Raw genomic sequence first — 23799 nt, 5'->3', positions numbered from 1 at the left:
GAAGCGGCACAGGTCTATTGTTGGAGACCAACATGAACGGCGAACGCAGGCTTAGATGAAAATTAGATGAACGGCACGCGGCCGCTGCGCTTCGGCGCGGCGCGGCTCAGGGCTCGCTGTCGAGCCGATAGCCGAGTCCGCGCACGGTCTTGAGCAGGGGCACCGGCTGGCCCTCGTCGATCTTGCTGCGCAGGCGGCGCACGTAGACGTCGACGATGTTGGTCAGCGGATCCTCGTTGGCGCCCCAGACGTTCGACAGGATGCGCTCGCGGCTGTAGATGCGGCCGGGCGCGCTCATCAGCAGCTCCAGGAAGGCCAGCTCCTTGGCGGTGAGCGCGATGGGCTTGCCGGCGCGGGTGACCTGCATGCGCTCGCGGTCGAGCACCAGGTCCGCCACCTGCAATACGTTGACCTTCGGCCGCTGCTCGCGCCCGCGGCGCAGCAGCGCCTCGATGCGCGCGAGCAGCTCTTCGAACGCGAAGGGCTTGGTCATGTAGTCGTCCGCGCCCAGCCGCAGGCCGGTGACCCGATCGTCGATATCGGTCAGCGAGGTGAGCATCAGGATCGGCACGTGGTTGCGTTCCGCGCGCAGGGTCTGGCACAGCTCCAGGCCGCTCATGCCGGGCAGCATCAGGTCGAGCAGCAGCAGCGCGGGCTCGCCGGTGCGGGCCAGCTGCAGGCCTTCGGGCCCGGTGCGCGCGAGCAGCACGCGATAGCCTTCGGCCCGCAGGCCGCGCGAGAGGAAATCCGAGACGCGGGCGTCGTCTTCAATGACGAGAATGTTCATGGCAGTGTGGGGGCGTCGTTCGCGCCGGCGGCGAGGCGGCGCGGCAGTTCGATGCAGACGCGGGTGCCTTGCTGGGGCGCGCTCTGCAAGGTGATGTGGCCGCGATGGGCCTGCACGATGGCCTGCGCGATCGACAGGCCGATCCCGGTGCCGTCGGCGCGATGCGCGCGCGCGCGCCGGCCGCGGACGAAGCGCTCGAAGACCATCGGCAGCTCGTCGGCATCGATGCCGATGCCGTGGTCCTGGACTTCGATGCGCACCGTGTCGGGCTGGATGCGGCAGCACAGCTGCACCGTGCCGCCGCGCGGCGAATAGCGGACGGCGTTGTCCAGCACGATCACGATGGCCTGGCGCAGGCGGTCGGGGTCGGCCGGCAGGGTCAGCGCGTCGGCATCCTGCGGCAGGTCGAGCTGGATCTTCACGTCGTGTTCGGCGCCCAGCGCATCGGCGAGGTCCGCGGCGTCGTGCAGCACGGAGGGCAGGTCGATCAGTTGCGGCCGCATGGCGAGCTGGTCGGCCTCGGCCTTGGCGATCAGCAGCAGATCGTTGATTCGCCCGGTCAGCTGCTTGGCGCCGCCGACGATGCGCTCCAGCGCCATGCGGTATTCGTGCGCGGGCTTGTCGCCGCCGCGCAGCGCGATCTCGGCTTCGCCGCGGATGGCGGTGGTCGGCGTGCGCAGTTCATGGCCCAGGTCGGCGAACAGCTGGCGACGGCGCTGGTCGATGCGCTGCAGCGCGTCGTGCGCGGTGCGCAGCTCGCCGGTGCGCGCCTGGACCGCGTCTTCCAGGCGCCGGCGGGCGGCGTCGGCATCGTTGCGGTGCTGCTGGAGTTCGGCGGCCATGGCGTTGAAGCCCTCGGCCACGCGGTCGAATTCATCGCCCGACCCGATCGGCACCCGGTGGTCGAGCGCGCCGGCGCGCAGCGCCCGGGCGCCTTCGAGCAGGCGGTCGAGCGGCCGCTGCAGGCGGCGGTTCAGGTGCAGGGCCAGCGTCAAGGCGGCCAGCAGCACCAGGACCACCATGCTGAGCGCCTGCGTGCGCACGCGGTCCAGACCGCCCTCGGTGGCCGCGCGGGCGATCGGCACCGCCCGCCGCTGGCGTTCGATGGCGCCGTTGATCAGTTCGCGCAGGTCGCGGCCGCGCGCCATGTCGAACACTTCGTTCAGTTCATGCCAGACGCCGGCGAAATCGGCATCGCGCTGCAGCGGCACCAGCGCCACCAGCCGCGCCTGGACCGCGGCGATGTTGTCGCCGAGGAGGTCGGTCGTGGTGGTGAGCTGGTTGACTTCGGGCGGGATGGGAACACCGTCGCGCGCGGAAATCTCGCCCCACAGGTCGATGTCGCGCCGGGCCAGGTAGCGCAGCGTGGCGGCGCTGGCCTGCATGCTGGCCAGCAGGCGGTCGCGCACCTCCGGCGAGGCGTCGGCGTTCATCAGGCGCTGGGAGGCCCACACCCGCAGGCGCTGCTTGTTGGCCGAGAGCTCGAGCAACTCGGAGAGGATGTCGCTGGCGAGCCGGCTGTGCGTCGCGTAGTCGTTGACGCGATTGGCGCCCCAATAGACGAAGCCGGCCTGGACGCAGACGAGCGCCACCATCAGGGCAAATGCGAGCGAAAGCCTGACACGGAACATGAGAATCCGGGAGGGGTGCATGACGTCTGCGGAACAGCGTCGGATCGAATCGGAGACAGGGTTGCGCCGAGGCAGGAACCCACCGGTTGGATGGTGCCCCGCAGCGCGCGTCGATTATAGCGAGGGGGCTTCGGGAGCGTGCCGCCGCTGCCGGATCGGGGCGGGCGGTTTTCCGGCCGGAAAACCGCGTGGCAGGCCGGCCCGTCGGCGGCGATCGGGTGGTCGCAGAGGCGTCGCCCGACGCTGGCTGACCGCCCGGTGCGCCTCGGCGCCGGATCGGCCCCGCCCGTGGCCGTCTGCTGCCACGGCAAGCGCGCGGCGTCCCGAGGCGCGGAACCGGGCGTCGCCCGATGCTCAATAATGCTCAATCCGCCCGGGGGGCCATCGTGCCCGGGCGTTTGCGCCGGTACTTCAACGGTCAGGGCGATGAGGCGATCCGTCTCGGCCCGCCAGCCGTTCTGCTCCGAGAGGCCATCGGGCGCGGATTCAATTCTGCCCAGGCAATTGTATTGGGCAATGTTAATAATTCGTAATCTATTAACCAGGGAGACTTACTCCAGACGTAAATATTTTTTATATTGAATATCTTGAATGATTACCTTGTATGGTCCGAAATGGGAGTGTAAGATGCCCTTCGCTTGATCGCAGTCATAAACGAGATCGCCGGCATCCGTATTTTTTGTGATTGCCTGGGAAGTACTTTTGCAGTATTTACCATTTGCATCGTTTTTTGGGCGTGCTCGGTCGCTGATAGCAAGGCGGCGGCCATAACGGATTTCACGCGCGCGACTTATTCGGTTTCTATAGTTTTTCTGGTTTCTCCAGTTTCAAGAGGTTTGTAACCTGTTGATAACAAACGGGTTGCCACAACAAAACAGCCGCCCCGCAAGCGCCAAGCCATCGCTTTGGCGGGGCACCGTTTTGTCCTAAAGCCTGAATCACGCAACAAAGCCATTTGTTGTTGGTTATTTGGAAATAGGAAAACGTGAGCCAAGATCAATTACCAGAGTGGTTCGAGCTGCGCGGAGCGCTTGAGCGAATGGCCTCCGAGGGCACGCTTTTAAAGAGCGTGGTGGATCGGTTTCTGAATCAGCCTCGGTTTGAGGGCGCCTTGTCCATTCTGCTTGCCGATCAATTGGCGAGTGCGCGGGCAAGCGCGGCGCAACTGTTGCCGGTGATCGAGCAGGCCTATCGGGATCACGCCGAACTGAGCCGCCTCGCGGTGTCGGACATGCGGGCGACCATGGAGCGCGATCCCGCCACGGATTGCCTGAGCACCGTATTCCTCTTCTCCAAGGGCTTTCATGCGCTCGAGGCGTATCGGGTCGCGCACCATTACTGGTGCGCCGGGCGTCAGGGCACGGCGCTGTCGCTGTCGCACGCATGTTCCTGTTTGCTGGGCGTCGATATCCATCCGGCCGCGAAGATCGGCGCGGCCGTGATGTTCGACCACGCCAGCGGAATCGTCATCGGCGAAACCGCCGAAATCGGCGACGAAGCCACGCTGCTTCATGGCGTCACGCTCGGCGGGAACGGGCAGCATCGCTGCGATCGTCATCCCAAGATCGGCGCCGGCACGTTCATCGGCGCGCACGCATCCATCATCGGCAACATCCGGATCGGGAAGGATTCCATCATCGGCGCCGGCGCGGTGGTCCTGGCGGACGTGCCGGACAACTCGGTCGCGGTCGGTGTGCCGGCAAAGGGCAAGGCCAGGGAGCGCAAGCCCGATGCCGAGTTCCAGCCCGTGCTTGCGGCGGCGGGCGTCGCCGGCAGTCCCAGTCCTGTTTTCCTCGGTTGATTTTCTGCAAGGCGATCGCGCGCAGACGGTCTGCGCGCGCGAGATCCATTTTTTCCTGCGAGGCTGCTTGTGACGCGCTATATCGTAACGATCACCCCACCGACACCGAATGGCGATCTGCACCTGGGGCACCTCTCCGGCCCGTTTCTCGCGGCCGATATCTGCCGCAGGCTGCTGCGGCAGGCCGGCGAGGACACGATTCTCCTGAGCTACTCGGACGACTACCAGAGCTACATGCCGCGCAAGGCACGGCAGCTGCGCAAGGAGACCTTCGGCCTCGCGCGCTACAACGCCCGGCAGATCGAGCTGGCGATGCAGGCGGCGGAGATCGACATCGACTGCTTCCTCCAGGCGGCGGACAGCGACACGTTCGCCCGGTTCGCCGGTGAGCGGTTCGACGACATCGGCCGGCTCGGCCTCCGGGAGCTGAAGGCCACACCGGTATTCCGCTGCGATGCGTGCGCGGTCTACGGCTACGAGGGCCTCGGGCGGGGCCACTGCAACTGGTGCGGCGCCTCGTCGGACGCGAGCCAGTGCGAAGCGTGCGCCCGTGTGCCCGATGTCGCGCACATGCAGGGGATGCACTGCATTCTGTGCGGCGGCGACATGCACCGCGTGCCGGTGACGCGCTATGTGTGGAAGATCGGCGCGCAGTACGCGGCGATTGCCGAGGCACTGAAGGCACTGCCGAAGCGGGCCGCGCTGGAGACCTACCTGGCGGATGTCCTGCGCAACACGTCCGACGCGTGGCCGGTGACGCGGCCGGGCGACGCCGGCCTTGAGCTCGACGGCTATCCGGATCAGCCCGTCAACACGTGGTTCATGGGGCTGGCGGGCTACCAGGCCGCGCTCGCGGACTACCTCGCCGCGCATCCCGAGCGGGGCGCGTTCGATGACTGGTGGACGCCCGATACCCAGCTCGTCCATTTCCTCGGCTACGACTGCTCGTACAGCCACGCGGTGGGCTACACCGCGCAGCTGCTCGCGCGGCCCGACGGGCCCCGTCCGGGCGTCTATCTGACCAATCAGTTCCTCAAGCTCGACGGTCAGGATTTCTCGACGAGCCGGGGCCACGCGGTGTGGATTCGCGAAATCACGGCCCAGCATCCGGTCGACGCGATCCGCCTCTATACGGCGCTGTGCGCGCCGGAAAACGAAACGCGAGACTTCGACCGCGCCGCGTTCGAGGCCTGGCGGAAGGCGACCTTCGACGGCATCGTCGCGGCCTACACGCGCGATCTCTCGGCCGGCGCCGCGCCGAGCGCCGCCGCGTTGCCTGCCCAGCTGGAACAGCGCATCGCCGGCATCCGCGGGCAATGGGCGCGTGCCGCGAGCCTCGGCGCCTTCTCGATTGCCGGGCTGGCAAAGGCGGCCCTCGACATGGCGCAGTTGACGATGACCGAATGCGAGCCGGGGCAGCGGCACCTGGGCTGGCGGATCTTCAGCGAAATGGTGGCGAGCGTCGCGCCTTCGACCGCGGCGGAAATCGATGCCCTGATGGCCGCGCACGGGCCGAACCGTGCCGCGCCGACGCCGGAGGTGGAAATTGCAGGCGTATGAGTCGCGGGAAGTCCGCACGCGCGGGCAGTTCACGGTCAACGACGTCGCGCTGAAGGCCTATGAAATTTTCGCGCCGGGCCGCGACGACGACGTGCGTCCGGAGCCCTCGGCATTCGCGAGCCACCTGCGCGACGCGGGCGATCTGTTCCGTTCAGGGTCCGAGCAGTTCGGGCACGGGGCCGGCTTCGTCATCGCGCACTATGCCCGCGACGGCAACTACCTGCTCGCGAGCCGTTGGTGCGGCTTGAACATGCTGCGCCACCGGGTGTTCACGTTCGCGTGGAAGGACAGCCCCGCGGCGATCGAGCTCGCGCCGCTGTCGATGCCCGACATCATCGCGTGCGTGTGGGAACTCGAAGTCATCAAGTTCGAGCGCGATCAGTGGGTGCGCACCGCGATGCGCGACGCCTCCGGCGCGCCGGGCGCCGAGGCGCTGGAACGCTACCTGGGTGCCGCGTTTGCGGGCGCCGTCTGATTGCCCGCGCGAGCGAACCCATTCCGAGACAGCCATGACAGCCAATGTTGAACGCGCGTCCCGCCCGGACGCAGCCGGCGCGGAACACCGCGAATCGGCGCGGTTCGAGATCCGCCGGCTCGCGCGGGCGGATATTCCCGAGCTGATCGACCTGTGCCGCGAGCACGCGGTCTACGAGGGCGCCATCTACGAGGAGACCGGGCAGGCGGACCGGCTGGCGGACGCCCTGTTCGGCGCCGCGCCGTCGCTGCACGGGTGGTTCGTGCTGCAGAGCGGCGCCGCGTGCGGCTTCATGACGGCCACCATCGATTTTGCGACGTGGACGGCCCGCTCCTTCGTCCACATGGATTGCCTGTACCTGCGCCCCGAGGCGCGCGGCAAGGGCGCCGGCCGTGCGCTGATCGCCAGCCTGCGCGACTTCGCCCGGCAGCGCGACTGCGACCTCATCCAGTGGCAGACGCCGCCGTCGAACGAACTGGGCATCCGGTTCTACGACGGGATCGGCGCCGTCAACAAGCCCAAACTGCGTTACTTCCTGAACGTATGAGCACGGTACAGAACCCCCACGGCGAGGCCCTGGCCAGTCTGATCGACCGGTCCGTCGACGAGCTGCGGCGGCGGGATCCGGCGTTCCTGTCCTGGCACGACGTGACCGTGTCGGCGGACGCGATCGAAGCGTCGATCCTGCGCTGCGATCCGGAGCGGCGGGCGCTGAGCGACCCGGAGCGCGCCGACTCCGTGCGCGCCGCCGCCGACTACTGCGCGCAGGCGCTGCGCGCGGCCAGCGCCGCGGGTGCCGACGAAGGCCGCAAGGCGGCATGCGATGCCGTCGCGGAACAGCTCGCCAGCACGTGCGCCGAGGCGATCCTCGTGCAGCGGGGCCGCATGGCGCTCGAGCCGGGGCCACGGCTCGATGCCGAGGCGTTCGCGCAGGCCATGCGCGCCGACTACGCGGAAGTGCAGACGGCGGCCGGGCGGTGTCTGGTGCGCAACCGCGGGCAGCGCACGGTGCTGCTGATCAGCGCGCTGGGCATTCCGCTGTCGATCTGGTCGTCGTTCCTGCTCGATGGCCACGACTATCGGATCGTCGTCCCCGAGATGCTGTGCAGCGATCTGTTTCTCGGCGGCATGCGCAGTGTCCAATCCGCGCGCGAGCACGCGCAGCACATCGACGCGCTGCTGCGCGCGGCCGGCATCGGCGCGTTCGACGTGATCGCCTGGTGCAACGGCGGCCGGATCGCGATCGAGCTCGCCGCGCTGGCGAAGGACCGCATCGGCAAGCTGATCTTCCTGTCTCCGACCTTCCGGGGGGCGGACGATGCGCCGGGCGCGCCCAGCGAGTACGAAAACAAGCTCGAACAGGTGTTTTCCGTGGTGCGCCGCAACCCGAAAGCCGCGGGCTACGTGGCCGGCATGCTCGCGCAGCTGACCGCCGCTCCGGACTGGGCGGGCCTGCCCGCGGACGAGGCCGGGAGCGATCGGCGCGCACGGCTGTTCTTCGGGCTGCCGGCGCGCGATCGCGTCGCCGGCCTGCTCGCGCCGATGACCGGCGCCGACAACCTGTGCAACTACGCCGCCCGCACTTCGGCGGACGAAGCGCTCAGCCGCGCGCCGGCCATGCTGCCCGCCGATGCCGACGTGCACCTGATCTGCGGCGATTCCGATGCCGTGGTCAGCAATGCCCATACCGAAGCGTATCTGCGGCGCTGCACGCGCGCGCTGGGGCTGCACGTGGTGACGGGGGCCGGGCACTACGTCCACGACCTGCAGTACCCGTATTTCCGCTGGATCATCGATCGCATTTTCAACGGTGCCGGACACGGCCATCCGCCGCTGCGCGTCCAACCCATGCATGGATCCCGACCATGAACGCACGCTCCATTCCTTCTCTGCAAGACGATCACCGGCTGCCGCTCGAAGGCGGCCTCGGTGACCTGTTCGCCATCGGCTGCGCGCTGCATCCGGACGAACCGGCCGTCGCCGATGGCAAATCGGCATTCACGTTTCGCGAACTCGAGCATGGGGCGACGCGCCTGGCGCATCGGCTCGCGGCGGCCGGCGTCGAGCGCGGCGCGCGCGTCGTGGTCTTCGGCGCGAAGCTCGCGGTCATGCCGGTCACGGCGGTCGCGGCGTGGAAGCTGAACGCGGTCTACGTGCCGCTCGACGGCTCGATGCCGATCGCGCGGGCCCGGGCGCTGCTCGACCGGATCCAGCCCCGGGCGGTCATCTCGCTCGACGGGACCGTGGACGTCGGGGCGTACTGCGCCGATGCGCGCATCCCCCGGCTCAGCCAGCCTGACCTGCTCGGGATGCTGACCGATCGGTCGCCCGTCGAGCCCCTGCCGCACGGGCTGCCGGCGGACGCGCACGCGCCGGCGTACATCATCTTCACGTCGGGGTCGACCGGTACGCCCAAGGGCGTGGAGATCGCCGTCGGCAGCCTGCGCGCCTACTTCAGGAACCACAACCGGGTGCTGCGCTTCGATGCCGCGTCGCGCGTCTTCAGCCTGGCGCCGTTCCACTTCGATGTGTCGATCGAAGACACGCTGCTGCCGCTCTCGGTGGGGGCGTACGTGTTCCAGTTTCGCGGCGTGCCCGCCGGGGCGATCATGCGCGAGGCGCTCAGCCGCGAGAAGGTGACGCACCTGATTGCCGTATCGACGCTGCTGACGTTGATCACCGGCGCGCCCGGCGATCTGAACCGCAATCGTTTCCCCGCGCTGCGCGCGGTGATGACGGGCGCGGAGGTCTGCGACCCGGCCATCATCAACGCCTGGAAGGACAGCCTGCCGGGCGTGCGGCTGTTCAACGCCTACGGCCCGACCGAGACCACCATCGTCTGCATGAACTATGAGATCGAGGCGGTCGACACGGCACGCGCGAACGCCTATCCGATCGGCCGGCCGCTCGACGGCGTCGAGGCCATGGTGGTGGACCACGACAGCGGCGAGCGCGTCTCGGCGCAGGGCGTGCCGGGCGAACTGTGGATCGGCGGCCCGCAGGTGATGAACCGGTATTTCGACCAGCCGGAGGAAACCGCGAAGGTGATCGTCGAGCGCGACGGCGTGCGCTACTACCGCACCGGCGACATCTGCAGCTACGACGCCTGCGGCGAAATCGTCTTCCACGGCCGCGCCGACGACGAGGCCAAGATCTCGGGACGCCGCATCCACCTGGGGGAAATCCGCCAATTGATCCTGGCATTGCCGGGCGTGTCGCGCGCCGCCGTCGCGGTGGTCACGCGCAACGGCCGCGACCAGATCGGCGCGGTCGCGATGGCGGCGGATGTCGGCATCCTCGCGCAGATCGAGCAGCACCTGGCCGAGCAGTTGCCCGAGTACATGCGGCCGGGCGTGCTGGCGTGGTCGCCGCAGCCCCAGATGACCTCGACCGGCAAGACCGACGAGAAGTCGATCATCGAGCGCCTGAAAGACGCGCTCAAGCGTAGCGACGGGCGGTACTTCGCGCTGTCCGCGAAGCAGATCTTCGAGCCGGCCTCCAGCGCGTCGGAGGTCGCATGAGCACGTTCACCGTGGCCGAACTGGTCCCGTTCATCAACGCCGTCGTCACGCCGCCGGTGACCGAGGCGACCCTGTCGGCGCAGCCGGAGCTCAGCGCGCTGGGCATCGACTCGCTGTCGACGGTCAATCTGCTGGTCGCGCTGGCGGAGCATTTCAACGCCGACCTGTCGGCTTACGTCGATGCGCTGGAGCCCCCGCGCACGATCCCGGATCTGCAGCGAGTCGCAACCTTGTTCATGGAGGATGGTCGTGTCATTCATCAGGAAGGCAACTGAGCAGACGCTCGTGCACGAGTACGGTCTGGCGGGCATGCGGACATTGCCGTGGGACGGGATGAACAGTCCGTTCGGGTCGGCGTATTGCGTGGTCGCGCCGGGCACCTCGTCGCTCGCGCACGTCAACCAGCCCGCGGACGAGGACGAGCTCTTCGTCTGCATTGCCGGCCGGGCGTCGGTGATCGTCGGCGAGGCGCGCATCGAGATGGCGCAGGGCGACCAGATCTTCATTCCGCGAGGCCTCAACCATTACGTCGACAACGACGGGGACGCACCGTTCGTCTTCTTCACGGTCTGGTGGAATTCGGCGGGCGCCGAAGCGTACCTGGACGTGGAAGCGAAGCAGCGGGCCATCGGCGAGTACGCGTGATGGCGATGCCTTCGCACGTGTTCGGACCGGCGCAGCCTGCGTTCGATGTCGCCATCGTCGGCGCGGGCCTGGCCGGTGCCGCGGCCGCGCACTTCTGCGCGCAGCGCGGGCTGCGCGTGGCGCTGGTCGAGGCGGCGTCGGCGGGCGCGGGCGGCGCGACGGCGCATTCGCGGGGCATCGTGCGCGTCTACGATCCGAGCGAAGCGCTGATGGCGCTTGGGCAGCGGGGCACGGCATTCTGGCGGGGCTGGGACCTGGGCGAGATCAACCCGTTCCGGCCGTGCGGGGTGCTGTACGTCGCGCCGCCCGCCAGCCTGCCGCAGATCGAGGCGCGCCTGCGGTCTCATGACCAGGCGAGCTACCCGATCCGCATCCTCGGCCGCGCGGAAGTCCGCCAGGTCGCCGGCCGCTTGCCGTCGCACGTCCATGAGGGGGCCGTGGTGCTGCACGAGCCGCTGGGCGGGTGCATCAATCCGCGGCTCGCGGCGCAGCTCTTTGCCGAAAGCGCCCGGCGGCGCGCCGCGACGGTGATCGAGGGCAGCCCGGTGCAGCGGATCGAAGCCACGCCGGATGCCGCGGTCGTGCATACCGGGGCCGGGGCCGTGCATGCGCGCACCGTCGTCGTCGCGGCGGGCGCGCTGACGCGGCGGCTGGTGGGCGCGCAGGCGCCGGTAGACGCCGGGCAGCATGCCGACCGCGTCGCCGCCGCGTTCGTGCGATCGATCCCGCTCGGCTGCGTGCACGATCCGGATGCCGGCGTGCCGGAGTATTGCCTGATCGACGAGCCTTCGGGCGGATACCTGCGGCCTGAGAGCGACGCGCTCGCGTTCGTCGGCGGGGCGAGGCAATCCGATGTTCAGGAGGTCGATGCCTTGCCGGCGCTGGCGCAAGACCAGTACGAACGGACGGCCACGCTCGCTGATCGGCTGCTCGGCACCGAGCGCGCGCGCCTGATCGACATGCGCGGCGGCTACGACGCCTACACGCCGGACCTGCTGCCGATCGTCGGGTTCACCGATGACCGCTCGCGCGTGGCTGTTGCGTTCGGATTCTCGGGCCGGGGGGCGAAATACATTCCGGCGCTGATGTCGGATTTCGCCGGCGACATCGTCCACCGGGTGAGGCACCTCAATTGAGCGCGGCCATGATTGCATGCGTGGCGTGCCTCGAGCCGAACCGGTCGATTCATACCGCCACCTTTCTGCGCGCCGTAGAACTGTGCGAACAGTACGTGTGCGGTGGTGACCGGGCGCCGGCCGTCACGCTCGAACGGTTCGACGATGCCATGCGCGCGGATGTGGCCGCCCGGGTGGCACTGGAGATCGTCGCGCGGCGGCCGCGCGCGGTCGTCGGGCATTTTGCGTCGGCCGCCGCGGATGCCGCCGCGCCGTGCTATGCGCGCGCGGGCATTCCGCTGCTCCTGCCGGCGGCGACCGCGTCGGACCTGACGCGCCACGGGACGACCTGGCGCGTGTGCGATCCGGACGATGCGTACTGCGCGTGGCTGCTCGACTATTGCGCTCGCGAGGACCTGCAGCCCGCCGTGCTCGAGCACGACGGGTCGCTGCACGGCCGCAGCGTGGTCGACACGGTTGCGCGCCTCGGGGGGCGTTGCGCGTCGGCGGTCGGCGGGCGGCCGGCACGGCTTTACGCCGGGACGTACGCGAACTCGGTGGCGTACGCAACCGGCCTCGATCCGGCGGACCGCATGCCGCTCGTCCTGACCGACGATGCGTATACGCCGGCGCTGCTGCGCGAGCCGGCCATCGGCGGGCGCGAAGTTCACGTGATCGGCTTCATGCCGCGGCCCGAAGGCGAGGTCGCCGGGCTGCTGCGCAGCGAATGGCAGCGGCGCTTCGGCGGCGAGCCGGGTGTCTACTTCTGGGAGACGGTCGCGGCGATCCAGATCGCCGTGCAGGCCGCGCGGCTGGCGGCCGACGCGCCGGCTGACCTGGCGTCCCGCGCCTGGCCGACTGTGCTCGGCGAGGTGCGCTTCGGCCCGGATCGGGAATCGCGGCCGCGGGCGTTCTCGGCGTTCCGCCATCTGCCGGCGGGCTGTTCGGTACCGACGGAGGGGCTGGCCGATGCATGACGCGCGACTCTCCCGTTCGCTCGCGCAGGTGGCGGCGGTGCGCCGCATCTTCACGCGCGGCAAAGACAGGCAACGCCCCGAGCAGAGCCGGGCGCTGGTCACGAAGTGGATCGACCAGTACCGCGTTGCCGACCCCGCGCCCGATGCGGCCGGCAACGGCCCGGTGCTCCGGCCGCCCGACGATGCGCGCGGGTGGTGGACCATCGACGCGCGCGAAGCCGGCGCACCCGCGCGCACGCTGTTCTATCTGCACGGCGGCGGCTTTGTCCACTACTCGGCGCGGACGTTCGTGCCGCTGCTGGCCGAGTGGGCGCGCGCGCACCGGGCGCGGGTGTTCGTCTTCGAGTATCCGAAGGCGCCCGAGCACGCTGTCGATGCGATCTTCGGCCACGTGCGCGATGCGGTGGCGCGTGCGCTGCACCTGATCGACAGCGAAGGCGAGGGCGGAGCGGCGCCGTCGATCGCCGGCGACAGCGTCGGCGGCCTGCTCGCGCTGTACCTGGCGGCGCACGCGCTTGCCGGCCGCTTCCGGCACGCGACGCTCATCTATCCGGTGCTGTCGCTGCATGCCGACTGGCCTTCGTACGATGCCTTCGGCACCGGCTTCTTTCTCGATGCCGACGACATGCGCTGGTTCGCATCGCTGTTCGTGCCCGCCGCCACCTCAGCCGGCTTCGACCCGTTCGCGCTGTCGGGCGACGCCCTGCCGCCATGCCGGCTCCATGTCGCGGGCTGCGACGTGCTGCGCGACGAGGCGCTGGCGTGGACGTCGCGCATGCGGGCGCGCGGCGCGTCGATCGACCTGGTCGATCACGAGGGCATGGGGCACGACTTCTGCCTGTACGCCGGCAAGCTGCCCTGCGCGCGGCAGGCGGCGGACCGCATCGGCAATGCATTGTTTTCGTAGTCCAACTTTTCGTCCAAAGGAGATTCGTCATGTCCGCACAGCAACTCGCCTTCTACAAGGAAAAGCTCGATTGGGAAATCGATTCGTGGGATCTGTACATCGCGCTGAAGAACGGCGAGAACCTCGTCGTGGTTGACGGCCGCAGCGCCGAGGCCTTTGAGCGCGAGCACATTCCGGGCGCCATCAACATCCCGCACCGGACCATCTGCGAGAACGCGCTGGCCAAGCTGGACAAGGCCCCGCTCTATGTCACCTACTGCGACGGCATCGGCTGCAATGCGTCGACCAAGACGGCGCTCAAGATGCTGTCGCTCGGCTTCCGCGTGAAGGAAATGCTGGGCGGGCTCGACTGGTGGAAGCGCGACGGCTACGCGACGCTCGGCGCGCAGCACCGCGAGGGCACGATGGTGGAATGCGGCTGCGAGGGCTGAGCGAGGCTTCCATGGTCGACTACCTGTTCATCGCGCTCTATGTCCTGGCCACCGCCTACTCGGCGGTGTTCGTGAACGTGAAGTTTCACGATGCGTCGGCGAATCTGATCACGTTCTCGACGTTCCTCGTCTGCTGGGGCGTGTTTCTGGCGCTGAACAGGCGGCGGCTCGGCGTGCTGCTCAGCGTCGTGAGGGCCTCGCCCGGCAACGTGTTCGCGATCAATCTTTCGACGCTGCTGTCGTGGCTTGGGATGTTCTGGTGCCTGAAGTTCGTGAGCGCGTCCGTCGAGTCGCTGATCTACATGTCGATCATTCCGCTGGTTTCCATGATCGTCGGGCGACAGTGGGGCGATGCGGGGCCGGCTGGGCGCGTGGGTGTGCTGACGATCGCGGTTGCGGCGCTGTTGGTTGCCTACCAGAACCCGTCGATGCACGAGATCGCGGCGGACGGCCAGATGGTAGGCGTGCTGCTCGCGCTGGGCGCGGGGGCGTGCGGCGGGGTGTACATCGTCGCGTCGAGCCGCGCGCAGCGCAAGCACGCGCTGACCGCGAACGACCTGATCTGCATCCGCCTGCCGCTCCTGCTGCTCGCCACGGCGGCGCTGTCGGCGCCGGAGTGGCACAAGTTCGGGTCGGCCGATTTCCTGCAGAAGGCCGTTCTGCTGTCCGCCACGGCGGTGATGATTCCCTCTTACATGCTGCAGCAGTCGATCATCCGGCTGGGCGGGGTCCGGACGTCGGTGCTCGTGCCGTTCGTGCCCGTGCTTGCCATGGCGCTGGAGCTGCGCGAGGGGTTCGAGTTCAACCTGCGCGCCGGGCTGCTGCTGGGCCTGCAATGCGCGGCAATGATGTACGTCTCGGTGCTGCTGGCTCGGCGCAAGGACGAGCTCGCGCGCGTGACGGCCGGTTCGAAGACAGGAGTGGCAACGCGATGACCGAGGTCGCTATCGAAAACCATCCGATCGACGCGCTGACGCAGCGCCGCGTCGACCACATCGTCGAGGTGTTCAACACGCTCGACATCGACGCGATCGTCGCGCTCTTCAGCGAAGACGTCGTGGTCACCTATGCGGACCGTCCGCTGCTGCGCGGCCGCGAGGCGTTGCGGGCGTTCATCGCGCCGCGCTACGCAGACCTCGTCGACTACCGGCTGAGCAAGCGCATCCGCATGGAGCAGGGGGCCTGGGTCGGCATCGAGGGCGAGGCGCAGTATCGCCTCGCCTCCGAGGGGGCCGACGGCAGCCGGTACCGGACACGCCTGTTCGAGTTTCTGCAGTTCCGCGACGACCTGATCAGCCGGTGGGATTACGTCGGCAACACCAGCCCCGTGCCCGCCGCCAGGTAGGACGGGTTTCCCTGATCAATTACCGTTTCAAGCCAAGCGCTTTCAGTCGATATGAGCAAATCCTATGACGTAGTCGGGATCGGATTCGGTCCGGCCAACCTGGCGCTTGCCATTGCGCTCGAGGAGGCGGGTTTCGCCGGATCGTGCCTGTTCCTCGAGCGGCGGCCGTCGCCGCAATGGCAGCCGGAAATGCTGCTGCCGCGCTCCGATATCCAGAACCACCCGTGCCGGGACCTGGTGACGCCGCGCAACCCGCGCAGCCGCTACACCTTCATGAACTTCCTGTTCGAGAACGGTCGGCTCTTCGAGCATCTCAACCTGGGGATCGAGTTTCCGCTGCGCGTCGAGTATGCGCAGTACGTGTCGTGGGCGGCGGGGTTCTTCGCCGATCGCGTGCGCTACGACACGCCGGTGACGCAGCTCAGCCGGCTGCCCGGCGACAGCGGCTACCGCATCGAAACGGCGGATGGCCAGCGCTATACGGCGCGCAGCGTCGTGGTGGCGCCCGGGCGCACGCCGCTCATTCCGCAGGCGTTCCAGTCGCTGCCGAACGCGCGCGCCTTCCATCTGACCGAACTGGCGTCGCGGTTGGAGCAGCTCGAGCAGACGCGCGAGATCCGGCACATCGCCGTACTCGGCGGCAGCCAGAGCGCGGCGGAGATCGTGGTGCATCTGCGCGCGAAATATCCGCAGGCGCGGATCGGCAACATCATGCGCGGCTACGGCTACCGGCTCAAGGATACGAGCCAGTTCAGCGAGCACGTCTACTTCCCCGAGTTCGTCGACTACTACTACGGGATCTCGAAGGACGCGAAGCGGCAGCTGAACCGCCACCTGCATTACACGAACTATTCGGCGGTCGATGGCGATGTGATCCGCGAACTGTACCTGACGCTCTACGAAGACCGCCTGCGCAACGAGAACCGGATCGACATGCTCAGCCTGAGCGAGGTCGTGGCCGCCCGGGACGACGGCACCCATGTGTCGATCGACCTGCGCGAGGTCAATACCGGCGAGCGGACGACGCTCGGCAAGGTCGACGCGGTGGTGCTCGCGACGGGCTTCCGCAATCTCGGGCTGGGCGAGAACGAAGAGCGCGTGCCGCCGCTGCTCGCCGGCCTGGCCGACGACCTGGCGATGGACGACGACGGCTGCCTGCACATCGAGCGCGACTACGCGCTGCTGCCGCGGCCCGGCTCGGCGCTCGCGCCGCTGTACCTGAACGGTCTGTGCGAGTCGTCGCACGGCTACGGCGACGCCGGATCGTTCAGCCTGCTCGCGCTGCGCGCGGCCGAGATCCAGCGCTCGCTGAGCGCTCACCTGGAAGCGGCCGGGCCCGCCGCCCGACATGCCGAGCCGGCAGCCCCCGCCGCACTGACGCCGGCCTGATACGCCTGCCCCGGCGCGCGGCCCGGCCGACCCGATCGGCCGGGCCGCGCGCCGGGGGCCACATCACAGCACAACCCGGGAGATCCAGATGGACGTCTTTTCCGAATTCGAGTCGGAAGCTCGATCGTATTGCCGCCGGTTCAACGCGACTTTCGACAAGGCCAAGGGCAGCTATATCTACGGTAACGCAGGCAAGCGCTATCTCGATTTCCTCAGTTGCGCGGGGGCGCTCAACTACGGCCACAACCCGGCGGGCCTGAAAGCGGCGCTGCTCGCCTATCTGGCGGACGACGGCATCCAGGGGGCGCTCGATCTGCACACCGAGGCCAAGCGCGCGTTCATCGAGGCGTTCACGCGGCACATCCTGGCGCCGCGCGGCCTGGGCTACAAAATGCAGTTCACCGGCCCGACCGGAACCAGCGTCGTCGAGTCGGCGGTCAAGCTGGCGCGCAAGGTGACGGGGCGGCAAACCGTGGCGGCCTTCACGAACGGCTTTCACGGCATGTCGGGCGTGTCGCTCGGGCTGACGGGGGCGCGCTACCACCGCCAGGCCACGCAGGACCCGCATGTCGTGCGCCTGCCGTACGACGGCTATATGCCGGGGCTGGACGGCATGGCGTATTTCCGCCGCCTGCTCGAGGATGCGAGCTCGGGGGTCGATCTGCCGGCCGCGGTCGTGGTCGAAACCATTCAGGGCGAGGGCGGCGTCAACGTGGCGTCGCGGCAGTGGCTGCGCAGTCTGCGTGAGCTGACCCGCGCGTTCGGCATCCTGCTGATCGTCGATGACATCCAGGCCGGCTGCGGGCGCACCGGCACGTTCTTCAGCTTTGAATTCGCCGAGATCGAGCCCGACCTCGTGTGCCTGTCCAAATCGCTGAGCGGCTACGGGCTGCCGCTGTCCGTCCTGCTGCTGGCGCCCCGGCACGACATCTGGGCGCCGGCGGAAGACAACGGCACGTTCCGCGGCAACAGCCTCGCGTTCGTTTCCGCGACCGCCGCCATCGAGCAGTTCTGGCGCGACGATGCGCTGCAACGGGCGATCGGCGAGCGCGAGCAGCAGTTCGCGGGCTGCGCGACGGCGCTCGTGGCGGAGCACGGCGCACTGATCAAGGCGATCCGCGGGCGCGGCCTGTTCCAGGGCATCGAGTTTCATGATCCCGGGCACGCGCGCACGGTCGCGGAAGCCTGCTTTGCGCAAGGTCTGCTGATCGAGCGTTGTGGAGCGGAGGACCAGGTGCTGAAGATCATGCCGGCACTGACCATCGACGCGGATGTGTTCCAGCAGGGGCTGCAGATCATCCGGCAGGCCTTCGGCGAGCTGGCGCGGCAACGGGAGTCCGGCGCGGCCGCCGCCGCGAAGGGCAGCGCGAACCAACCGGTGGCCCTGGCATGAGCGCAACGATGCAATCCGAAACGGTGTACGACGCCGTCATCGTCGGCGGTGGGGTCGCGGGTGGCACGGCGGCCCTGCTGCTTCGGCAGCGCGGCTGTTCCGTGGCCCTGCTGGAGAAGCGGCCGCTCGATTACTACAAGGCGCTGTGCACGCACTTCATCCAGCCGTCGGCCGTCCCGATCCTGCGGCGGGTCGGGCTCGATCACGTGCTGGAGCCCGAGGCCAGCACGCGCACGAAGGCGAGCTTCGTCACCTCGGAGGGCGTCATCGACACCCCCGGCGGCTACACCGACGATGTCGCCACCGCGTATGCGTACAACCTCGAACGGCGCGTGCTCGATCCGGCGCTGCGTGCCCGCGCCCGCAGCGAAGGGGTCGATCTGCTGGACGAGGCAACTGTCACGGCCTGCCGCTTGCAGGCGGACGGACTGTGGCGGGTGGAGGCCGATGCCGATACCGATGGCGCGCGGCACCCCCGCGTGCTGCGCGCGCGCGTGGTGATCGCGGCCGATGGCCGGCGCTCGCAGATGGCGCAGTGGCTGAACAACGCCGCCGTGCAGCACGACAACCAGCGCGCGGCCGTCTTCGCGCAATTCGAGGGCATTGCCGCGCCCGGGGGCAATCGCTCGCTGTTCATCCTCGCCGAGCGGGAGATGGGCTTCGTCTACCCGCTGACGGGTGGGCGCACGCTGCTCTCCGCCTACGTGGAAAAGGATCGCGCCGCGCAATGGCGCCACAGCGCCGATGCGGGAGCGCCCCTGCTCGACTTCTTCGCCAGGCTCGCCCCCGGGCTGGATCTGGCCGGCGCCCGCCTGCTGACGCCGGTGCTCGGCTACGCCGACTATCCGTCGCAGTTCCGGCAGCCGGTCTGCGGCGCGGTGCCGTTCATCGGCGATGCCGCGCTGTCGCTAGACCCGATGAGCGGCGTGGGGTGCGGGTTTGCGATGGAGGCCGCGGCGCTGCTCGACGAACATCTCGGCCCCGCGCTGCAAGCACAGGGCAACAGCGCGATCGGTCCGGCCCTCGATGCGTACGCATCGCGTTTCGATACGCACTTTGCCGCGCACGCGCGGGGCATCGTCGCCGACTCGCTGATCGCGAAGCAGCCGGCCGCGCAGGCCGCGCTCTACCGCGCGGTCATCGCCGACCCGGCGCTGCAGCGCGACTACCTGGCGCTGACCGGACGCCTGATCACGCCGCAGGCGTTCCAGCGCGCCTATTTCTCCGCCCACGTCCGGTCGCAGCGGGCGGCAACGGCCCATGCGCATCCGCCGGAACGGGCCTCCGAATTGAGCTGATATTCCGACATGAACGATCGATTCAAGGGTGAGCGCGCGGCGCCGGTCTCGCAGACGGCGCTGCGCGAAATGTGGGCGACCGTCCTGATGCCGGACGCGGCGCCGGACGCGATCGCGGACACCGACAACTTCTTCGACCTCGGCGGTCAGTCGTTGAGCGCCGTCCTGATCCTCGCGCAGCTCGCCGAGCAGACCGGCCTGCAGCTGCTCCCGGCGGTGCTGTTCGAGCACCCGGTGTTTCGTGACTTCTGCGAAGCGGTGGCGCAGGCCGCCGTCGAGGCGCCCCACGCCGATGACCCGGCAAGCGGGGCGCAGGCGGCGGAAGCGGACCCGGACGACGATGAGGGGGACGCCACGGCGCAGGCCTGGCCGCTTTCGTTTCAGCAGGCGCAGCTGTGGTCGATCAGCCGCCTGGCCGGCAGCAGCGCGCAATACAACATCCCGCTGGCGTACGCGCTGGACGGCGAACTGGACGAGGCGGCGCTCAAGCTTGCATTCGAACTCACCGCCCGGCGCAACGAGATTCTCCGCACGACGTACGGGCAGGGCGAGGGCGAGCCGTTCCAGACCCTCCACCCGGCGTTGCCGCTGCCGTGGCGGGTCGAGGCCGTCGAAGACTCGGCCACCGCCGTGGCCGCGCGCGTCGAGGCGTTTGCCGGCACCGAATTCGACCTCGGGCGCGACATGCCCCTGGCCGTGCTGCTGCTGCGCATCGCGCCGCAACGGCGCGTGCTGGCGATCTGCGTTCATCACATCGCGTTCGACGGCTTTTCGATGAAGCCCTTCTTTGCCGAGCTGTCGGCCGCCTATCGGCTCGCGCTTGGCAGCGGCGCACACGCGATGCGCGATGTGGATACGCTGGCCGCGACGGATCGGCGCGCGCCGCCGGTGCCCTACCGGCGGTTCGCGCAGCGCTCGCAACGCCGTGCCGCGCAGGGCAGCCATGCCGCCGGCGTTGCGTACTTCGCCGACTATCTCGACGGTATCGAGGCGCTCAACGCCTTGCCGGTCGATCGGCCGCGCCGTGCGGTGGCGGGCACCGCCGTCGCGGCGACGCTGAGCCGGACCGTGCCCCCGGCGCTGCTGGACGCCCTGAAAACGCTTGCCCGCGGTGCCGAGACCACGCTGTTCTGCGTCTTCTACGCGGTGCTGGGCATCGCGCTCGCGCGCCATACCGGCCGGCAGGATGTCGTGGTCGGCGTGCCCACCGCGAACCGCACCGACAGCGATTGCCTTGACGTCGTCGGGTTCTTCGCGAACAACGTCGTGCTGCGGACCCAGGTCGATTTCGCACAATCGTTCGACACCTTCGTCCGCGCGGTGGCGGAAAACGTCCAGCGCACCTTCGCGCATCACCAGACGCCGTTCGCGTTTGTCGTCGACGCGCTGTCGCCGTCGCGCAGCAGTGCGCACAACCCGATCTTCCAGATCGCGTTCGCGTTCCAGAATTCGCCCGAACCCGGCGAGCTGCTGTCCGGCCTACACGCGAGGCCGCTGCCCGTCGCCAATCGGCGCGCGAAGTTCGACCTGACCATCAACGTTGCCTTCACGGGCGAAACCGCGCGGATCGACTGGGAGTACGACAGCAGCCTGTTTCTGCCGGCGACGATCGAAGCGCTCGCGGCGCATTACCTCGGGCTGCTGCGGGCCGCGACCCCCGATGCGCCGCTGCACCGGCTCGATCCGGTCGATGCCGACTCGCCCGAGGGCGCGCTGCTTGCCCGCCTAGCCCGCGCGCGCGAGGTCACGGGCGGCGCGAGCATCGTGTCCCGCTTCGACGACGTAGCCGGGCGCCGGCCGGCGGCGGCGGCCATCGTCCATCGTGATGGGGTCATGACCTACTCGGCCCTGGCGCGGGCGTCCGAGGCGCTGGCGATGCGCCTGCTCGCGGCGCGCGGTGTCGAGACGCTCGACGGCGAGCCCGTGGCGTTCTTTGCGAGCCGCGATCCGGCCACGATCATCGTGGAACTGGCGATTCTCAAGGCGGGCGGGGCCTATGTGCCGATCGACCGCTCGTATCCGCCGCAGCGGGTCGCGTTCGTGCTTGAAGACAGCGGCGCCTGCCTCTTCGTCAAGACGGCCGGCGATGCCTGCGCGGCGCCGCCCGGGAACCTCCCCATCGTTGCCTACGACTGGCGGGCGCCGTCGGAGGCGCCCGCCGAACCGGCCCAACGGCTGCCGCGCCGCCAGCGCGGCGACGCGCCCGCCTATCTGATGTACACGTCGGGCTCCACCGGCAACCCCAAGGGGGTGCGCATCCCGCAGCGCGGTGTCGTGCGCCTGGCGTGTCCGGACGCCGACAGCGCCCGGTTCGTGCCGCTGTCGAACGAGACGGTCATGCTGCATGCCTCGTCGCCCGGCTTCGATGCGTCGACGTTCGAGATCTGGGGCGCGCTGCTCAACGGCGGCACGCTGGTCTGCTACGCGTCGTCCGTCGTGGATCCGCGTGAGCTGGTCGAGGTCGTTGCCGCGCAGGGGGTCAACACGATGTGGCTCACGGCCGGCCTGCTCAGCGAGTTCGCGGCGATCGAAACGCGCCTGCCCCATCTGCGCTGGCTGCTGACCGGCGGCGACGTGGTGCCGCCGTCGGCGGTCGCGCGCCTGCAGGCGCGCGAGCCGCAGCTGACCGTCATCAACGGCTACGGCCCCACGGAAAACACGACGTTCACCTGCTGCCACACCATCGAGCGCCCGGTCGATGCGGAGCGTGCGCTGCCGATCGGCACGCCGATTTCGGGAACCAGCGTGAAGATCGTCGGCACCGGCGGATTCCGCTGCGGCATCGGTGAACCGGGCGAGCTCTGGACCGGCGGCGAGGGGCTGGCGGACGGCTACCACCGCGCGCCCGAGGCGACGCGCGCCCGGTTCGTCGATGACGGCGGGCGCTGGTATCGCACGGGCGACATCGTCCGGATGCGGCACGACGGCGTGATCGACTACCTCGGCCGCGGCGATGCGCAGGTGAAGATCCGCGGCTATCGGATCGAGCTGGAGGAGATCGAGCGGTCTCTGCACGAGCATCCCGCCGTCAGTGCGGCCGCCGTGCTGGTGCTCGGCGACGACGCACAGAGCAAGACGCTGGCGGCGTTCGTCGTCGCGGGCGGCGAGCGCGACGCGGCAGGCCTGCGCGCGTGGCTCGGCACCCGCCTGCCCGCTTACGCGGTGCCGGGGCGCTGGTGCTTTGTCGATGCGCTGCCCGCCAATGTGAGCGGCAAGGTCGACCGGCGCAAGCTGCTCGCGCTGGCCGAGGCCCAGGCGCCGCAGCCCGAGGCGCAGACGGCGATGTCGCCCGACGAAAGCCGGGTCGCGCAGGTCTGGACGCGCGTGCTGGGGCCGCAGGCGCTGCGGCCGGATTCGGATTTCTTCGATGTCGGCGGCGATTCGCTCCGTTCGATCCGGGTGGCCGCGGAGCTGGGCAAGGCGTGGGGGCGGGAGGTTCCGGTCGCGGCGCTGTACGACCACCCGACGCTGCGCGCGCTGACGGCATTTCTCGCCGCCCGCGATGCCGCGCCGCGCGATCGCGCCCGGCCCGCCGTCTTCGCGATCCCCGGCGTCGGCGGGCTGGCCGCGGCATTCGCGCCGCTCGGCACGGAATTGCGCCGGCACGGCATCGAGCTGGTGGCCTTCGATTCGCCGGGGTGGCACGCCGATCGTACGCTGCCGATCGACGCGCGCCTGTCGGCCTACGTGCAGCACGTGGTTGACGCGATCCGGCGCCGCACGCCGCGCGGGCCCTACCAGTTGATCGGGCACTCGTTCGGCGCGCGCGTGGCGTTCGACGTCGCGCTCGCGCTCGAAGAAGCGGGCGGCACGGTCGCGCTGACGATGCTCGATGCGCTGCCCGGCAACGATCTGGTCGACATGAGCCGGTGGCGCGTGGGCCAGACGCCGCGCGAGCTTGCCGGATGGTTGCTCGGCGCGATGCAGAACGGGGACGTGCCGGCCGAGCCCGGCGAGGATGCCGTCGCATCGCTCGCGCGCCTGCAGATCTACGGCGACCTGGACGTGCACGACGCGCTCGCGCTCGTCGATGACCAGATGCTCGCCAGCCGGCGCTACCGCCCCGCGCGGCGGCTGCGCGCGACGCGGGTGCAGATGGTCTATGCGGAGCACGGGCTGATCGGCGCGCATGCGCACGATGCGATCGTCGACTCGCTGCGCGCGTGGGCGGATACGGTTGCCGTCGCGCGTCTGGACGCCGATCACTTTTCGATGCTCAAGGCGGCCCCTGCGCTTGCCGGACACGTCATGGCTCACGGGCGGGCGTGATCCGCCCCGTTGCCGCGCCATCGCCGGCAGGTGTTCACGCAAGCGCCCGGGGGCATGTCGTGCTGCTTGGCTGCGCGATCCGGCTGGCCTCGATGCGGCCGGGCGGCTCCGATCCCCATCCTCTTGCAGGCGGACCCTTGGCGGGGCCCGCCGCCGTTTCGATTGCCGCGCGCGGCCGGTGATCGTGCGTGCCGCGGGCTTCCGCTCGGGCCGATGCGCGCGCGGCCTGGTGCGTTGACGGCGGGCTGAGCCGGG

20 protein-coding genes are annotated in these 23799 nt (G+C 69.3%); 18 read left to right on the top strand and 2 right to left on the bottom strand.

Going from position 1 to position 23799, the window contains the following annotated elements:
* Window positions 1-106 precede the first annotated feature (106 nt).
* Together GO999_RS21120 and GO999_RS21115 are read right to left on the bottom strand one after the other, a co-directional pair.
* Window positions 107-787, bottom strand: a complete 681-nt coding sequence (locus tag GO999_RS21120; protein ID WP_011004690.1) for a response regulator transcription factor — start codon at window positions 785-787, stop codon at window positions 107-109.
* Window positions 784-2418, bottom strand: a complete 1635-nt coding sequence (locus GO999_RS21115) for a sensor histidine kinase (RefSeq protein ID WP_043876885.1) — start codon at window positions 2416-2418, stop codon at window positions 784-786. The genes GO999_RS21120 and GO999_RS21115 overlap by 4 nt, the downstream gene beginning before the upstream one ends.
* Before the next feature lie 985 nt (window positions 2419-3403).
* Between GO999_RS21115 and epsC the strand changes: the two genes are divergently transcribed.
* From epsC to GO999_RS21025, 18 genes are all read left to right on the top strand, one after another.
* Entirely contained in the window at window positions 3404-4219 is an 816-nt protein-coding gene (gene epsC, locus GO999_RS21110) for a serine O-acetyltransferase EpsC (protein ID WP_023470222.1), read from the top strand.
* A 69-nt stretch (window positions 4220-4288) separates the two neighbouring features.
* Window positions 4289-5779, top strand: a complete 1491-nt coding sequence (locus GO999_RS21105) for a methionine--tRNA ligase (RefSeq protein ID WP_211906824.1) — start codon at window positions 4289-4291, stop codon at window positions 5777-5779.
* Window positions 5766-6254, top strand: a complete 489-nt coding sequence (locus tag GO999_RS21100) for a hypothetical protein (protein ID WP_016723530.1) — start codon at window positions 5766-5768, stop codon at window positions 6252-6254. The genes GO999_RS21105 and GO999_RS21100 overlap by 14 nt, the downstream gene beginning before the upstream one ends.
* 34 nt (window positions 6255-6288) lie before the next feature.
* Window positions 6289-6801, top strand: coding sequence for a GNAT family N-acetyltransferase (locus GO999_RS21095; RefSeq protein ID WP_011004684.1), 513 nt, complete (start codon window positions 6289-6291; stop codon window positions 6799-6801).
* Window positions 6798-8123, top strand: a complete 1326-nt coding sequence (locus tag GO999_RS21090) for an alpha/beta fold hydrolase (protein ID WP_071508390.1) — start codon at window positions 6798-6800, stop codon at window positions 8121-8123. Before GO999_RS21095 ends, GO999_RS21090 begins: the two co-directional genes overlap by 4 nt.
* Complete coding sequence (locus GO999_RS21085) at window positions 8120-9775, top strand: amino acid adenylation domain-containing protein (RefSeq protein WP_211906823.1); 1656 nt, start codon at window positions 8120-8122, stop codon at window positions 9773-9775. Before GO999_RS21090 ends, GO999_RS21085 begins: the two co-directional genes overlap by 4 nt.
* Complete coding sequence (locus GO999_RS21080; protein WP_211906822.1) at window positions 9772-10050, top strand: phosphopantetheine-binding protein; 279 nt, start codon at window positions 9772-9774, stop codon at window positions 10048-10050. The genes GO999_RS21085 and GO999_RS21080 overlap by 4 nt, the downstream gene beginning before the upstream one ends.
* Entirely contained in the window at window positions 10019-10420 is a 402-nt protein-coding gene (locus GO999_RS21075; RefSeq protein WP_011004680.1) for a cupin domain-containing protein, read from the top strand. The genes GO999_RS21080 and GO999_RS21075 overlap by 32 nt, the downstream gene beginning before the upstream one ends.
* The gene (locus tag GO999_RS21070; RefSeq protein WP_021155535.1) at window positions 10420-11556 is read left to right on the top strand and encodes an NAD(P)/FAD-dependent oxidoreductase; all 1137 of its coding nucleotides are present in this window, start codon (window positions 10420-10422) and stop codon (window positions 11554-11556) included. The genes GO999_RS21075 and GO999_RS21070 overlap by 1 nt, the downstream gene beginning before the upstream one ends.
* An 8-nt stretch (window positions 11557-11564) precedes the next feature.
* Window positions 11565-12512: a type 1 periplasmic-binding domain-containing protein gene (locus GO999_RS21065; protein ID WP_211906821.1), complete on the top strand. Its 948-nt coding sequence runs from the start codon at window positions 11565-11567 to the stop codon at window positions 12510-12512.
* Complete coding sequence (locus tag GO999_RS21060) at window positions 12505-13419, top strand: alpha/beta hydrolase fold domain-containing protein (RefSeq protein ID WP_211906820.1); 915 nt, start codon at window positions 12505-12507, stop codon at window positions 13417-13419. The genes GO999_RS21065 and GO999_RS21060 overlap by 8 nt, the downstream gene beginning before the upstream one ends.
* A gap of 29 nt (window positions 13420-13448) precedes the next feature.
* Complete coding sequence (locus GO999_RS21055; RefSeq protein WP_019719922.1) at window positions 13449-13850, top strand: rhodanese-like domain-containing protein; 402 nt, start codon at window positions 13449-13451, stop codon at window positions 13848-13850.
* Entirely contained in the window at window positions 13832-14785 is a 954-nt protein-coding gene (locus GO999_RS21050) for a DMT family transporter (RefSeq protein WP_019719923.1), read from the top strand. The genes GO999_RS21055 and GO999_RS21050 overlap by 19 nt, the downstream gene beginning before the upstream one ends.
* A complete protein-coding gene (locus GO999_RS21045) occupies window positions 14782-15195 on the top strand; it encodes a nuclear transport factor 2 family protein (RefSeq protein ID WP_020830454.1) in 414 nt (137 codons plus the stop codon). Before GO999_RS21050 ends, GO999_RS21045 begins: the two co-directional genes overlap by 4 nt.
* Window positions 15196-15246: 51 nt before the next feature.
* Window positions 15247-16584, top strand: a complete 1338-nt coding sequence (locus tag GO999_RS21040; RefSeq protein WP_135006116.1) for a lysine N(6)-hydroxylase/L-ornithine N(5)-oxygenase family protein — start codon at window positions 15247-15249, stop codon at window positions 16582-16584.
* 88 nt (window positions 16585-16672) lie between these two features.
* A complete protein-coding gene (gene ectB / locus GO999_RS21035; protein ID WP_016723521.1) occupies window positions 16673-17977 on the top strand; it encodes a diaminobutyrate--2-oxoglutarate transaminase in 1305 nt (434 codons plus the stop codon).
* Between the two features lie 8 nt (window positions 17978-17985).
* Window positions 17986-19275 carry an NAD(P)/FAD-dependent oxidoreductase gene (locus GO999_RS21030; protein ID WP_249215079.1) on the top strand — a complete coding sequence of 430 codons (1290 nt, stop codon included), beginning with the start codon at window positions 17986-17988 and terminating at the stop codon, window positions 19273-19275.
* A 9-nt stretch (window positions 19276-19284) separates the two neighbouring features.
* On the top strand, window positions 19285-23544 hold the full coding sequence (locus GO999_RS21025) for a non-ribosomal peptide synthetase (RefSeq protein WP_211906819.1): 4260 nt from the start codon (window positions 19285-19287) through the stop codon (window positions 23542-23544).
* Window positions 23545-23799 lie beyond the last annotated feature (255 nt).

Source organism: Ralstonia nicotianae, assembly GCF_018243235.1.
Taxonomy (GTDB): Bacteria; Pseudomonadota; Gammaproteobacteria; order Burkholderiales; family Burkholderiaceae; genus Ralstonia; species Ralstonia nicotianae.
This window is presented reverse-complemented; position numbering and strand designations above follow the sequence as displayed.